15 protein-coding genes are annotated in these 13,597 nt (G+C 47.1%); 10 read left to right on the top strand and 5 right to left on the bottom strand.

From position 1 onward, the window contains the following. Window positions 1-122 precede the first annotated feature (122 nt). Window positions 123-2,387 (bottom strand): polyphosphate kinase 1, encoded by a 2,265-nt coding sequence (gene ppk1 / locus GD630_RS20155; RefSeq protein WP_143865034.1) that lies wholly within the window; start codon window positions 2,385-2,387, stop codon window positions 123-125. Window positions 2,388-2,569: 182 nt separating this feature from the next. Here ppk1 and GD630_RS20150 point away from each other — a divergent pair, with 182 nt between their 5' ends. From GD630_RS20150 to rfbB, 5 genes are all read left to right on the top strand, one after another. Beyond that, window positions 2,570-2,722, top strand: coding sequence for a hypothetical protein (locus GD630_RS20150; protein WP_153260233.1), 153 nt, complete (start codon window positions 2,570-2,572; stop codon window positions 2,720-2,722). 63 nt (window positions 2,723-2,785) lie between these two features. After that, window positions 2,786-3,223 carry a DUF6169 family protein gene (locus tag GD630_RS20145; protein ID WP_238482948.1) on the top strand — a complete coding sequence of 146 codons (438 nt, stop codon included), beginning with the start codon at window positions 2,786-2,788 and terminating at the stop codon, window positions 3,221-3,223. Between the two features lie 6 nt (window positions 3,224-3,229). After that, complete coding sequence (locus GD630_RS20140; protein ID WP_007751491.1) at window positions 3,230-3,724, top strand: metallophosphoesterase family protein; 495 nt, start codon at window positions 3,230-3,232, stop codon at window positions 3,722-3,724. A 74-nt stretch (window positions 3,725-3,798) separates the two neighbouring features. Next, window positions 3,799-4,668 (top strand): glucose-1-phosphate thymidylyltransferase RfbA, encoded by an 870-nt coding sequence (gene rfbA, locus GD630_RS20135; RefSeq protein ID WP_007766688.1) that lies wholly within the window; start codon window positions 3,799-3,801, stop codon window positions 4,666-4,668. A gap of 21 nt (window positions 4,669-4,689) precedes the next feature. After that, window positions 4,690-5,826, top strand: coding sequence for a dTDP-glucose 4,6-dehydratase (gene rfbB, locus GD630_RS20130; RefSeq protein ID WP_143865035.1), 1,137 nt, complete (start codon window positions 4,690-4,692; stop codon window positions 5,824-5,826). A 37-nt stretch (window positions 5,827-5,863) separates the two neighbouring features. Here the strand turns inward: rfbB and GD630_RS20125 are convergent, their stop codons facing one another. Next, window positions 5,864-6,754: a 1,4-dihydroxy-2-naphthoate polyprenyltransferase gene (locus GD630_RS20125; RefSeq protein ID WP_143865036.1), complete on the bottom strand. Its 891-nt coding sequence runs from the start codon at window positions 6,752-6,754 to the stop codon at window positions 5,864-5,866. A gap of 88 nt (window positions 6,755-6,842) precedes the next feature. Between GD630_RS20125 and GD630_RS20120 the strand changes: the two genes are divergently transcribed. Beyond that, entirely contained in the window at window positions 6,843-7,901 is a 1,059-nt protein-coding gene (locus GD630_RS20120) for a metallophosphoesterase (RefSeq protein WP_143865037.1), read from the top strand. Here GD630_RS20120 and nadD read toward each other — a convergent pair. From nadD to GD630_RS20105, 3 genes are all read right to left on the bottom strand, one after another. Then, a complete protein-coding gene (nadD, locus tag GD630_RS20115) occupies window positions 7,876-8,478 on the bottom strand; it encodes a nicotinate (nicotinamide) nucleotide adenylyltransferase (protein ID WP_143865081.1) in 603 nt (200 codons plus the stop codon). The genes GD630_RS20120 and nadD overlap by 26 nt on opposite strands. 106 nt (window positions 8,479-8,584) lie before the next feature. Then, a complete protein-coding gene (gene gmk / locus GD630_RS20110) occupies window positions 8,585-9,151 on the bottom strand; it encodes a guanylate kinase (RefSeq protein ID WP_007766676.1) in 567 nt (188 codons plus the stop codon). 63 nt (window positions 9,152-9,214) lie between these two features. Continuing rightward, window positions 9,215-10,093, bottom strand: a complete 879-nt coding sequence (locus tag GD630_RS20105; RefSeq protein ID WP_007751476.1) for a YicC/YloC family endoribonuclease — start codon at window positions 10,091-10,093, stop codon at window positions 9,215-9,217. 90 nt (window positions 10,094-10,183) lie between these two features. Here GD630_RS20105 and tsaB point away from each other — a divergent pair, with 90 nt between their 5' ends. The 4 genes from tsaB to rimM all read left to right on the top strand — a co-directional run bounded on the left by tsaB (window position 10,184) and on the right by rimM (window position 13,534). Then, on the top strand, window positions 10,184-10,873 hold the full coding sequence (tsaB, locus tag GD630_RS20100) for a tRNA (adenosine(37)-N6)-threonylcarbamoyltransferase complex dimerization subunit type 1 TsaB (RefSeq protein WP_007766672.1): 690 nt from the start codon (window positions 10,184-10,186) through the stop codon (window positions 10,871-10,873). Between the two features lie 170 nt (window positions 10,874-11,043). Next, window positions 11,044-11,655, top strand: a complete 612-nt coding sequence (locus GD630_RS20095; protein ID WP_017142868.1) for a DUF4290 domain-containing protein — start codon at window positions 11,044-11,046, stop codon at window positions 11,653-11,655. A gap of 23 nt (window positions 11,656-11,678) precedes the next feature. Continuing rightward, window positions 11,679-12,983, top strand: a complete 1,305-nt coding sequence (murA, locus tag GD630_RS20090) for a UDP-N-acetylglucosamine 1-carboxyvinyltransferase (RefSeq protein WP_007766667.1) — start codon at window positions 11,679-11,681, stop codon at window positions 12,981-12,983. Next, window positions 12,980-13,534, top strand: coding sequence for a ribosome maturation factor RimM (gene rimM / locus GD630_RS20085; protein ID WP_007766666.1), 555 nt, complete (start codon window positions 12,980-12,982; stop codon window positions 13,532-13,534). The genes murA and rimM overlap by 4 nt, the downstream gene beginning before the upstream one ends. The last annotated feature ends 63 nt before the right edge of the window (window positions 13,535-13,597 follow it).

The raw sequence follows: 13,597 nt of genomic DNA, 5'->3' as shown, positions 1-13,597 counted from the left end.
AAGTAGGCCGGGGGAAACCATGCGGATGGGGTGGGGAGGAGACGGGGCATGGTGCTGGTCTTTGGGGTTGCTGGGTGTTGTTGGGCATGGCTGGGGTGGTTTTTTTGGGGGGGGACTGGGTGTTATTGGGGCATGGCTGGTTGGTCTTTGGGTTGCTGGGTGTTATTTGAACAAAGCCAGTTATATAGGGTGTATTGCGCTCGGATGGCGGGTGTTCCGGGTGTTCTTTTTTTGAATATGTTTTGTAGCTTTGCGTCTACTCGGCAGGCTTTTTGGTTGTCGGCGAGTTGGATGGTAAGCATTTCGATCAGGCTGTTGCGCAGGTCGGGGTCGAGGACGGGGGTGATGGCCTCGATGCGGCGGTAGAGGTTGCGACGCATCCAGTCGGGTGAGCCCATGAAGACTTTGGGATTGCCGCCGTTGCCGAAGTACCAGATGCGGGCGTGTTCCAGAAAGCTGTCTACGATGCGGGTGATGCGGATGTTGCGGCTGTACGGCTGGTCGGGGATGAGGCAGCAGATTCCGCGAATGATAAGGTCTATCTGCACACCGTGTTCGGAGGCTTCGTAGAGGCGGTCTATCATGGTGGGGTCTTGAAGGGCGTTCATTTTTAGGATGATGCGGGCGGGTTTGCCTTGATCGGCTAGGGCAATCTCACGGTCGATGAGGCGGTTCAACTCTGGGATGAGGTTGAAACGGGCGACAAGGAGGGTGGTGAACTTCGGGGCTTCTTTGCCTTGAAGGGTGCGGAAGAGGTTGTAAAGGTCGTTCACTATTTCTTTGCGACAGGTGAATAGTCCGCAGTCGGCATAAAGTGTGGCGGTTTTCTCGTTGAAGTTGCCGGTGCTGATGTAGGCGTAGCTGGGGATTTTCTCACCGTTCAGTCCATGACGGCGGATAAGGGCTACTTTGGCGTGCACTTTCAGACCGGGAATGCTGTATATGATTTTTATGCCGACAGCTTGCATCATTTCGGCCGTGGCTAGGTTGTTCTCTTCGTCGAAACGAGCTTTCAACTCTACAAATACTGTGACTTTCTTGCCGTTCTGGGCTGCGGCTATCAGGGTGTTGATGACGGCGGAGTTCTCCGCCACACGGTATTGCGTCACCATGATTTCACGGGTTTCCGGATTGTGCACGGCTTCGTAAAGGAAGTGGATGAAGTGCTCGAAGGAGTGATAGGGGTAATAGAGCAGCAGGTCTTTCCGGGCGACGTAGTTGAAGATGGATTCTTTTTCGTCGAGGATGGTGAGTTTCATCGGCTTCGGCTTTTCGGGGCTGTGGAGTGACTTGCCGCCGGAATTAGGGGACGATTTATCATTGCTAGGAAGTGATTTGCCTGTACTAGGAAGTGGTTTGCCGGTGTTGGGAAGTGACTTGTTGGGGCTGGGGAGATGACGCAGGTCTTCCAGGTTCAGGTGTTTGTCGCCGGGAACGAGTTCGTCGCGGTGAATGTGAAACGCGTCTACGAGAAAATCCAGAAAGTCGTGCGGCATGGCACGGTCGTAGACGAAGCGGCAGACGTCTCCTATTTTACGCTTCTTTACTTTCTTCTTGAGCTGGGCTACGAGGTCGGCACTGCTGGCGGTGTCGTCAATTAATATGTCGGCGTCACGGGAGATTTTTATACTGTAACACGACTCGACATCATAACCGGGAAAAATTAGATTGAGGTTCGCCTTGATGATGTCTTCGACAAACATCAGGTAATGATTTTTTTCATGACACGGCAACTCGATGAAACGGGGGACTTTTGCGTAGGGCTGCTTCATCACGAAGTAAAGAGGAGGACGGGAGGATTCGAGGATGGGGAATCCTTTTTTTTCTATTCCTTCTTTTGCTTCTATTCTTTCTCTTTCTTTTCCTTCTTCTCCTTCTTTTCTTTCTTCTTTCGGATAGAGTCGGATAGCGAGATAGAGTCGGTTATCTCGTAAGAAAGAGACGATTTTGTCTTTGGAAACGGGTACGGGTTGCAGGTAGGGGAAGATTTCTTCTTTGAAGAAGTCTTTGATAAACTGCTGATGGAACGGTTCTACATGGCTGTCTTGATAAAAGATGATGTGGTTCTTTTGTAGGGCAGGCAATATTTTTTGTTCGTAGATGCGCACACGGTCATCTAGTTGCCGGTTGACTTCCCTGTTGATTTCCTCTACAAGTTCGCGGGCGGATTGTACGCTTTCTTCATCACTTTCCGTTGCGCCGGAAGCAACAGCTTTGTGGTCTGCTACACGGATTTTATAAAATTCTTCGAGGTTGGAAGAGTAGATGGAAATAAAGTTGATGCGTTCGTAAAGGGGGAGACGCTCGTCCAAAGCCTCCAGCAACACGCGGTAGTTGAACGATAGCCAGCTGATATCTCGCTTGAAATATTTATATTTGTTTTCCATGTGCTTTAAGATTTTTCCAAATATAACACCTTTATAGGATTAAACAAAAAAATAAAGATGAAAAACAAGAATCCTATTCTTTTGTTTGTATGAATATAGCAGGATGAAGGATAAATTGATGAAATAAATTGTTTATTGAGGATTAATTCGTATTTTTGCATAAAAATGAAGCCGTTAAAACGATGACAATTAAGAAATTTAAATCGAAAGAGGAAGCGGTAAAAGCTATTAAAGAGGCTGCTACACGCAAACGTATTTGGACTGAACAGGTTCAAAGCGGACGCTCTGTGTCTGAATTGAAGGACAAGGATTTCAAGTTGGTTAAGTTCTGCTGATGTATTGCCTTTCCATAGAACAGATTAACCGAATCTCACCTTACAAAGTAGAAATTGCAAGCGATGGTAACTCACTGCTATTCCATACCCCGATATGGATTGGTGTATGAGGTGGGGTTTGTGGAGGATTATACTTTCTTTGATAAAAATACTTATCAGTTTTTTATTGTAGAGAAGAATGGAAGTCGTTTTCTCAAAGATCCACTGGTGAAAGAAACTGTATGGGCTATTATTGAGGTGTTCTTTCGGGAGAACAGTAATGTTTTGCTCTATGTTTGTGATACATCGGATGGTAGGCAGGCTAGTCGTGACCGATTGTTTGATATTTGGTTTTATGAATATGAAAAACAGGAGGAATATATACATTTGACTGCCAAAGTGGAATCGGATTCGATTTATTATTTTGCTTCTGTGATATTAAAAATAACTCATCCTCATTTGGATGAGATAAAAGAGGCTTTTGACGTTTTTACGGAGGATATGAAAGATAAACTTTCTTAAGGAGATATGATAAGAATTGGATTATTATCCGATACCCATGCTTATTGGGATGAGAAATACCTGGAGTATTTTGAGCCGTGCGACGAGATTTGGCATGCCGGCGATATCGGTTCGGTGGAAGTGGCGGAGAGGTTGGCGGCGTTCCGTCCTTTCCGGGCAGTCTACGGAAATATTGACGGACAGGCTATCAGGAAGCTGTATCCGCAGGTGAACCGTTTTACGGTGGATGACACCGAAGTGCTGATAAAACACATAGGAGGTTATCCGGGAAAGTATGATCCTTCGATAATTGGAAGTCTGATGACACGCCCGCCTAAGTTGTTCATTAGCGGGCATTCTCATATATTAAAGGTGAAGTACGACAAGACGTTGGATATGTTGCACATCAATCCCGGAGCTGCGGGGATGTCAGGATTTCATAAAGTGCGTACATTGGTGCGCTTTGTCATCGAGCGGGGGACGTTTAAGGACTTGGAAGTTATCGAGTTGGCGGATAAATAATTTTTCATATTATTTTTGTCATCTCGGATTTCTTTCCGACCTTTGCACTCAGTTTATGAATAACGAAGACGAACATGAAGGGAATTATTCTTGCCGGTGGTAGTGCCACTCGCCTCTATCCGCTTTCTAAAGCGATCTCCAAACAGATAATGCCTGTCTACGACAAGCCGATGATTTACTATCCGCTGTCTACACTGATGTTGGCGGGGATTCGTGAGATTTTGATCATCTCAACTCCGCGTGACTTGCCGATGTTCCGCGATTTGCTGGGGACGGGTGAGGAATTGGGTATGTCTTTCTCTTACAAAGTGCAGGAGCAGCCTAACGGGTTGGCGCAGGCTTTCGTGTTGGGAGCCGATTTCCTGAATGGAGAACCGGGCTGCTTGATTCTTGGAGATAATATGTTTTACGGGCAAGGTTTCTCCGCCATGCTTCGCCGGGCTGCCAATATAGAGAAGGGAGCTTGTATATTCGGCTATTATGTGAAAGACCCTCGCGCGTACGGCGTGGTGGAATTTGACGAACAGGGAAAGGTTATTTCGCTGGAAGAGAAACCGGCAGTGCCGAAAAGCAATTACGCCGTTCCCGGATTGTATTTCTATGATGCCACCGTGACGGAAAAAGCGGCGGCTCTTCGACCCTCAGCACGTGGAGAATACGAAATAACAGACCTCAACCGCCTGTATCTGGAAGAAGGCACTTTGAAAGTGGAACTTTTCGGACGCGGATTCGCGTGGTTGGATACGGGAAACTGTGACAGTCTGCTGGAGGCGTCCAACTTTGTTGCCACCATCCAAAACCGACAAGGTTTCTATGTCAGTTGTATTGAAGAGATAGCCTGGCGTCAGGGGTGGATTCCGACCGAACAACTGCTGCTGCTGGGACAACGCCTCGAAAAGACCGAGTACGGCAAATATTTGATAGAACTGGCGAAACAATCCTAAAATCAACATAAAAAGTAAAATATGAAAACTTATCTAGTGACCGGTGCCGCAGGTTTTATCGGTGCAAATTACATCAAATACATCTTAGCGAAGCATAGCGATATAAAAGTCGTGATATTGGATGCATTGACGTATGCAGGTAACTTAGGGACAATTGCGAAAGACATTGACAATGAACGTTGTGTCTTTATCAAAGGTGATATCGGGAGCCGCGACGTGGTAGACAGCCTATTTGCTGAATATCGCTTTGATTATGTGGTGAATTTCGCTGCCGAAAGTCATGTTGACCGTAGTATTGAGAATCCGCAACTGTTCCTGATAACCAATATTTTAGGAACACAGAACTTGCTGGATTGCGCACGCCGCGCATGGGTGATGGGTAAGGATGAACAAGGATACCCCACTTGGAGAAAAGGAGTGCGTTATCATCAAGTGTCTACCGACGAGGTGTATGGCTCGCTGGGAGCCGAAGGGTATTTTACGGAGACAACTCCGCTCTGCCCTCATAGCCCGTACAGCGCATCCAAGACGAGTGCGGATCTGTTTGTGATGGCTTATCACGACACTTATAAAATGCCGGTAACGATTACCCGTTGCTCCAACAATTACGGTCCGTATCATTTCCCGGAAAAACTGATTCCGTTGATTATCAAGAATATACTTGAAGGAAAACATCTGCCTGTTTATGGCGATGGAAGTAATGTGCGCGACTGGCTTTATGTGGAAGACCACTGTAAAGCTATCGACCTTGTTGTGCGTGAAGGACAGGAAGGCGAGGTGTACAACGTGGGTGGGCATAACGAGAAGACAAACCTCGAAATCGTGAAGTTGACAATTTCTACTATTCATCGGCTGATGACGGAACATCCGGAATATCGCCAGGTGCTCAAGAAACGGGTGAAAGATGAGAACGGGGAGATTTCCATCGATTGGATCAACGAAGAACTGATTACCTTCGTCAAAGACCGTTTGGGACATGACCAACGTTACGCCATTGACCCTACAAAGATAACAAACGCACTGGGCTGGTATCCCGAAACGAAATTTGAAGTCGGCATCGTGAAAACCATCGAGTGGTATCTGAACAACCAAACTTGGGTGGAAGAAGTGACCAGCGGAGATTATCAGGGATATTACGAAAAGATGTACGGAAAGTAGATTAAAAGAACTGATTAAATGGGGAATGATCTCGTTTTCAAAGAATCATCCCGATAGCTAAAAGAATTCCCATAAACAGCATATTACGTGAGGTCTCGCCTAATATGCTGTTTAATTTTTTACCGCTGTGTATTTTTACCATTCGCCTCCAGGTGAGGACGTGGGGAACCAGGTAAAGTTGTGGAAGAAGGGCAGCGTAAATATGTCCTTCGCGTAAGAAATATAGGCAGAGTAGGGAAGCCGAAATGCCTAGCAGCAGATAGAAATAGCGTCCGAACTTCTCACCGAAACGGACGATGACGGTCCGTTTTCCGCTACGTGCATCCGCTTCGCGGTCTCGATAATTATTGACAACTAACAGTGTGTCGATTAATAGTCCGCAAATGATGGAGGCGATGGTGACATCCGGTGTCCACGTCAGTGCCTGCACGTAGTAAGTTCCGCCTACGGGAACAAATCCGAAGAAAATGATGACTAACACGTCTCCCCAACCGTTGTAGGAGAGGGGATAAGGTCCGGTAGTGTAAAGGAAGGCGAATAATACACAAAGCGCTCCTATGATGATCAACTCCCATCCGGCAAAAAGTAATAGCGTGCAGCCGATCAGGCAGGCAAGTGTGACGGTAACGGCAATTCCGGTTTTCATTGCCTGCGGTGAGATCCATCCTTGTGCGCAAGCACGTTCGGGACCCAACCGGTCTTCACGGTCGGTTCCTTTGAGGAAGTCGAAAAGATCGTTGATGAAATTCGCGGCTATTTGCATCAGACCGGCAAACAGGCAGCAGACAAGGGCAGGCAACCAATGGAAACGTCCGTCCATTGCCGCCAGGGCTGTACCGATTAAAACCGGAGTGATAGCTCCTGTGAGAGTCTTAGGCCGTGCGGCTAATAACCATGCTTTCAGTGAATTACGCTTTACTTCTTCCATGCTTTAATATTTTATAAAGAGTTTTGACGGACAAAGATACATGATTTTTCGTATCTTTGCACCCCTAAAAACTTCAAACTAAGAGAAGATGAAGAAATCTATTTATCCGTTTCTACTGCTGACGCTGCTTTTACTTGTTTCCTGCAAGTCGAAAAAGAGGATGGTAGCAACCTTGCCGCGTCCTGTTTTGAACACAGACTCCATTGTTGCGGATACGTCCAACGTCATAGCCGGACTGTTTGCTCCGGACCACTCGCAACTCAAAGATCTGAACGTTTCGAAAGGCAGGAAACGCAGAGCCAAGAAAGATAAATCTTCTGCTGATGCATATAAATCGGAGGATTGGGTACTTCGCGGTACGAAAATAACTTCTTCCGAAGTGGACGTTTCCTCCGTCTATTCAGGGGTGGATCGTGTCGTGAAATATGACTTTACCCACCGGGACGTTCCCGAAGCCTTCGAGGGTTTTCGCATCGCTTTTATCTCCGATTTGCATTATAAGAGTTTGTTGAAAGAGAAAGGGCTGAATGATTTGGTTCGTCTGCTGATTGCCCAAAAAGCGGATGTACTCTTGATGGGCGGCGATTATCAGGAAGGTTGTGAGTATGTAGATCCTTTGTTTTCGGCGCTTGCACGGGTGAAGACACCGATGGGGACCTACGGGGTGATGGGGAATAACGATTACGAGCGTTGTCATGACGAGATTATCCGCACGATGAAGCATTATGGAATGCATCCGTTGGAACACGAAGTGGACACACTCCGCAAGGACGGTCAGCAAATTATCATTGCCGGTGTGCGCAATCCTTTTGACTTGGGGCAGAACGGAAAGTCCCCCACGTTAGCCCTTTCTCCCAGAGATTTCGTTATCATGCTGGTGCATACTCCGGACTATGTGGAAGATGTTTCTGTAGCCAATACAGATCTCGCTTTGGCAGGGCATACGCATGGCGGACAAGTACGTGTGTTCGGGATTGCTCCGGTGTTAAACTCGAATTACGGCACACGTTTCCTCACCGGCCTGGCTTATAATTCGGCTAAAATTCCTTTGATTGTAACCAACGGGATCGGAACCTCCCAATTACCGATCCGTATCGGTGCTCCGGCGGAGGTTATAATGATTACTCTGCATCGGTTGAAGGAGTAAGTACACTTTCTATTTGCTCCCACACCTTCGGATGCAGGAAATACCGGACATCCTTTCCCGCCTTCAGCGCCTCACGAATGAATGTGGAGCTGATTTCAAACACTGGGGAATGGACGAGGCGGACAGTTTCCGGCAATTCTTCCGCTGCTACGGGAAAGCCGGGACGGGGGTAAATAATGATGTGGTTCTCTTTAATGATGCGCTCCGACTGAAACCAGCGGTCGAAACGCGCCCAATTGTCCGAACCGATGATGAGGTGAAACTCACGGTCGGGATAGGCTTCGCGCAATTTTTCGAGCGTATATACACTGTAAGAAGGACGGGGAAGATGAAATTCAAAATCCGAAGCACGGAAATGGGGGTAATCGCTGATACACAGTTCTACAAGCCGGAGACGCAGTTCGTCACTCCACAGTTCATCCTGCGTTTTCAGAGGGTTTTGAGGAGTAACCATGAACCAGATTTCATCCAAGCCTTCGTACTCGCAAAGGTAATTGGCCAATGCGAGGTGTCCGATATGAATCGGGTTGAAAGACCCGCTGAATATTCCGGTTTTCAGTCGATGGCTTTTTTTCATTGGTTGCTTCCTTTCATCAGTTCCTTCCTTTCGTTGGGTTCCTTCCTTGTTATAAACTACTTTTTCCATTGGATTGGTAACTGGAACTCCCTTTTCCAACTTTAGTTTATTTCTCCAGAAACTCCTTAATCACTTTCAGCGTTTCGGCTTTGGCCGTTTCTAGGTTATCATTCACGATGATGCAGTCAAATTGCGGAGCGAAGCTCAATTCATATTCCGCTTTGGCGATGCGGCTTTCTATCACTTCGGGAGTGTCCGTACCTCGTCCTTCCAACCGGCAACGCAATTCCTCCACCGAAGGCGGCTGGATAAATACCGACAACGCACGCTCACCGTAAAACTTCTTGATATTGCATCCGCCTACCACATCAACGTCGAACACAACATTCTGTCCGGCTTCCAATTGCTTTTCCACCTGCTCTTTCAGCGTCCCGTAGTAACGGTCTTTATACACTTCCTCGTATTCCAAAAATTCGTTGTTCTCGATGCGGCTACGAAACTCTTCCGGAGTAAGGAAGAAATATTCCACCCCATGCTGTTCCGTTCCGCGTGGAGGACGGCTGGTGGCGGAGATAGAAAACGCAAGATTCAAATTCTGCGTCAGCAGATAATTGATGATTGTAGATTTCCCCGAACCCGACGGAGCGGAGAATATAATTAATTTGCCAGTCATAGTTAAATTAAGAATGAATAATTAAGAATTAAGGATGAAGGATGAGAGATGAGAGACGTTCGTCTACATCACGTTCAGTACCTGTTCTTTAATCTGTTCCAGTTCATCTTTCATCTGAACCACGATTTTCTGCATTTCGGCATGATTGGACTTGCTGCCCAGCGTATTGATTTCACGTCCCATTTCCTGAGCGATAAATCCCAATTTCTTGCCTTGTCCGTTGCCGCTTTCCAGCGTACTGATAAAATATTTCAGATGGTTGCTGAGGCGTTGTTTCTCCTCGTTGACATCCAGCTTTTCGATATAGTAAATCAACTCCTGCTCCAGACGGTTTTTGTCGTAGTCCACACTCAGCGTCTTTTCGAGAGCGTCTGTGATACGTTCTTTCACCTTTTCCACACGTTCTTTCTCGTAAGGAGTAATCTTTTCGAGCAGGCTTGTGATGTTGGCAATCTTCTCGCGGAACTTCTTTTCCAGTGCAGCCCCCTCCTGTTTGCGGAAATCCACCAGATGTCCGATCGCTTCCGCTACGGCAGCGTGCACCGCTTTCCATTCTTCCTCCGTAAGTTCCTGAATTTCAGTCTTCGTCATCACGTCCGGCATGCGGAGCAATGTCTGAAACCAGTCGGCAGGAAGAGGAATATTAAGATTTTCCGAGATAGCCAGAATCTGTTTGTAGTAGCCCTCTACAAGAGCCTGATTGATAGGAGTAGCGCTTTCCGCCCCCTCTTTCTTCTCGATCCACAGGCTGAAATCCACCTTGCCGCGTTCCAGCACTTTGGAAATCTCGTTACGGATTTCGATCTCTTTTTCACGATAAGCCGGAGCGATGCGAGTGGAAAGATCCATAGCCTTGCTGTTGAGCGACTTAATTTCTACATTTATTTTTTTATCAGGGAGTTCGGCTGTAGCTTTGCCGTAACCTGTCATCGATTGTATCATAAATCTTAAAGTTTTGTGCAAAAGTACACGATTATTTTAAGAATTGGAAATTATCATGTAAATTTGCGACAATTTAATAAGCTGATTTTTATGTCGTGTATACTGAATATTGAAACCTCCACCTCCGTTTGCTCGGTGGCAATCAGTGAGGACGGAATGGTTCCGTTTGTGGAAGAAGACCTGAAAGGCCCTTCACACGCCGTTTCTTTAGGAGTTTTTGTCGATGAGGCATTGTCATTTATCGACAGTCATGCTATCCCGTTGGATGCGGTTGCGGTCAGTTGCGGGCCGGGATCTTACACCGGACTCCGGATCGGGGTTTCTATGGCGAAGGGAATTTGTTACGGACGCAACATTCCGTTGATCGGGATTCCGACGCTTGAGGTGCTGTGTGTTCCGGTCTTGCTGTATGAGAATCTTCCCGAAGACGCTTTGCTCTGTCCTATGATCGACGCCCGCCGTATGGAAGTTTATGCAGCCGTTTACGACCGTGCCTTAGATGTGAAGCGTGCCGTTGCAGCTGATATAGTGGACGAAAATTCCTATCTGGAGTTCCTGAACGAACGACCGGTTTATTTCTTCGGTAACGGAGCTGCCAAATGCCGCGAGAAGATAACGCATCCCAATGCGCATTTTATCGACAAGGTGCATCCGTTAGCCAAAATGATGTTCCCGCTTGCAGAGAAGGCAATAGCGAAAGAGGATTATAAGGACGTGGCCTACTTCGAACCTTTCTACCTGAAGGAATTCGTTGCTTCCACACCGAAGAAACTCCTTTGATGAATTGGTGATGAGCAATTAATTAGTTAATGAACGATTGGTAATGAACGATTAGTTAATGAATGATTGGCAATTAGCAGTAACTTGATTGGCAATTAGCAATAACTTGATAAGCAATAAACAATTAATAATGGACGAAAGTGATTTTCAACTTTCAACTTTTTAAGATTATGCAATATAATACCCAACAGAAAAGAATGCCGCTTCCCGAATACGGGCGCAGCATACAAAATATGGTTGACTATGCGTTGACTATACAAGACCGTGCGGAACGTCAGCGTTGTGCCAACACGATTATAAATATCATGGGCAATATGTTCCCTCATTTGCGTGACGTGCCCGATTTCAAGCATAAACTTTGGGATCATTTGGCCATTATGTCCGGTTTCGAGCTGGACATCGATTACCCTTACGAGATTATCCGCAAAGACAATCTGGTGACCCGTCCGGAACACATACCTTACTCTACTACCCGTATGCGTTACCGTCATTACGGTCACACTTTGGAGATACTGATCAAGAAAGCCATCGAATTTCCCGAAGGAAATGAAAAGAGGAACTTGATAGCCTTGATCTGTAACCACATGAAGAAGGATTACATGGCGTGGAACAAAGACACGGTGGACGACCGGAAGATAGCCGAAGACCTTTATGAACTGTCCGACGGCAAACTCCAGATGACCGATGACATCATCCGCCTGATGGCTGAGCGTTTGAGCCAGAACTACCGCCCGAAGATGAACTACAATAACAATCGTCAGAATAACAAGAGACGATATTAAAAAATTTAATACCCCGAACATCAATGGCTTCATTTGTAATCGAAGGAGGACACCGGCTCTGTGGCGAGATTCATCCGCAAGGTGCCAAAAACGAAGTTTTGCAGATCATCTGCGCTACGTTGCTGACTGAAGAGGAAGTGACGGTGAACAATATACCTGACATTTTGGATGTCAACAACTTGATTCAGCTCTTGCGTGAGATGGGAGTGACGGTTGCAAAGAAAGGCATTGATACTTATAGCTTTAAGGCCGAAAATGTAGACTTGGCTTATCTCGAAAGCGATGAGTTCCTGAAGAAATGTTCCAGCCTGCGGGGTTCTGTCATGCTGATAGGTCCGATGGTTGCCCGTTTCGGCAAAGCGCTGATCTCCAAACCGGGAGGGGACAAGATTGGTCGCCGTCGTCTGGATACCCACTTTGTCGGGATTCAGAATTTAGGGGCAGACTTCCGCTACGATGAGGAGCGTGGAATCTACGAGATTACCGCCAAACAACTTCGGGGCAATTATATGTTGCTGGACGAGGCTTCCGTCACCGGAACAGCCAATATCGTGATGGCTGCCGTGCTTGCCAAAGGCACTACCACTATTTATAATGCAGCCTGCGAGCCTTACGTTCAGCAGCTTTGCCGCTTGCTCAACCGGATGGGAGCGAAGATTAGCGGTATCGCGTCCAATCTGCTTACCATCGAAGGGGTGGACAAACTGCATGGCACACAGCACACCGTACTGCCCGATATGATTGAGGTCGGCAGCTTTATCGGTATGGCAGCCATGACGAAAAGTGAAATCACCATTAAGAATGTTTCTTACGAGAATCTGGGAATCATCCCCGAGAGCTTTCGCCGCTTGGGCATCAAGCTCGAACAGAGAGGCGATGATATTTACGTTCCCGCACAGGAAACATACGAGATAGAATCTTTTATCGACGGCTCCATCATGACGATAGCCGACGCCACCTGGCCGGGACTCACTCCGGACTTGCTGAGTGTCATGCTCGTTGTGGCGACACAAGCCAAAGGCAGCGTGCTGATTCATCAGAAAATGTTTGAAAGCCGCCTGTTCTTCGTAGACAAGCTGATTGATATGGGAGCTCAGATTATTCTCTGCGACCCTCACCGTGCCGTAGTCATCGGCCACAATCACGGCTTCAAGCTGCGCGGCGCCCGCCTGACTTCACCGGACATACGTGCCGGTATCGCCCTGCTGATTGCCGCCATGAGCGCCGAAGGAACTAGTACCATTAGTAACATCGAACAGATAGACCGTGGTTATCAGAACATCGAAGGGCGTCTGAACGCCATCGGAGCCAGAATCACCCGAATATGATAAAGAAAGAAGAAGTATATAAAATAGGATTGTTCAATAAGCCGCACGGAATTCACGGTGAGTTGCAGTTTACCTTTACGGATGATATTTTTGACCGTGTGGACTGCGACTATCTGGTCTGCCTGCTCGACGGAATTTTTGTACCCTTTTTCATTGAAGAGTACCGTTTCCGTTCCGACTCCACCGCTTTGGTGAAGCTGGAGGGGGTCGATACCGCCGAACGTGCCCGGACGTTTACCAATGTCGAAGTCTATTTCCCTGTGAAGTATGCGGAAGAAGCCGGAGACGGTGAATTGTCCTGGAACTTCTTCGTCGGTTTCCGCATGGAGGACACTCGTCACGGACTTTTGGGTGAGGTGGTGGAGGTGGATACCGCTACCGTCAATACCCTTTTCGTAGTCGAGAAAGACGGTGAGGAACTGCTGGTTCCCGCCCAAGAGGAATTTATCGTAGGCATAGACCAGAGACGGAAACTCATCACCGTAGAGCTTCCCGAAGGGTTGCTCAATTTGGAAGATTTGGACGCGGATGATACGGATTGTCCCATATAATCCGTATCTGAAGAGGAACATAAATCGGTCCTCCTTTTTAATTTTTAATCTTTAATTTTTAAT

The sequence above is a fragment of the Bacteroides zhangwenhongii genome, from assembly GCF_009193325.2.
Classification (GTDB): Bacteria; Bacteroidota; Bacteroidia; order Bacteroidales; family Bacteroidaceae; genus Bacteroides; species Bacteroides zhangwenhongii.
The sequence above is the reverse complement of the archived record's forward strand: the minus strand, read 5'-3'. Positions and strand labels throughout refer to the sequence as shown.